1 protein-coding gene is annotated in these 640 nt (G+C 65.2%); it reads right to left on the bottom strand.

Annotated features, from left to right (window positions below):
- Positions 1 to 120 precede the first annotated feature (120 nt).
- On the bottom strand, positions 121 to 640 hold a 520-nt coding region (locus GHO41_RS29475; RefSeq protein ID WP_153435365.1), incomplete at its 5' end, for an ABC transporter permease.

The raw sequence follows: 640 nt of genomic DNA, 5'->3' as shown, positions 1-640 counted from the left end.
CGCCCACCAGCGCCAGGCACTCGCCGGGATGCACCTGGAAGCTCACGCCCTTGAGGGTCGGCGCCGCGTGCGCGCCAAAGCGCACATAGAGGTTTTGCACATCGATCAGAGGTTGTGTACTCATGCCCGTTTCCCTTCGCTGCGACGCAACAGTTCGCGGCCGATCGCGCTGATCGAGACCACGGTCAATGTGATTGCCAGGGCGGGCCATGCGACCAGCCACCAGGCGTTGGCCAAATAGTTGCGGCCCATGGCGAGCATCCCGCCCCACTCCGGCGCTGGCGGCGCGGCGCCAAAGCCCAGAAAGCTCAAGGCCGCGCCGTTGACGATGTTGCCGCCAATGCCGATGGTGGCCAGGATCAAAATCGGTTTGATCGCGTTGGGCAGCACATGCCGCCAGATCACCAAATGCCGGGGCAGCCCCAGGGTGGTGGCCGCTTCGACGTAACCGGCGCCGCGCACCACCAGAGTTTGCGCCCGCACCAGGCGCGCATAACGCGGCACATTGGCGATGCCGATAGCGAGGATGATGTTGAGCTGGCCCTGGCCGAAGAAGGTGATGATCACCAGCGCCAGCAACAGGTCGGGAAACGCCAACAGCACGTCGATCACGCGCATGACTGCGCCGTCCAGCCAGCGC

The organism is Pseudomonas sp. FSL R10-0399 (assembly GCF_009600165.1).
Lineage (GTDB): Bacteria > Pseudomonadota > Gammaproteobacteria > Pseudomonadales > Pseudomonadaceae > Aquipseudomonas > Aquipseudomonas helleri.
This window is presented reverse-complemented; position numbering and strand designations above follow the sequence as displayed.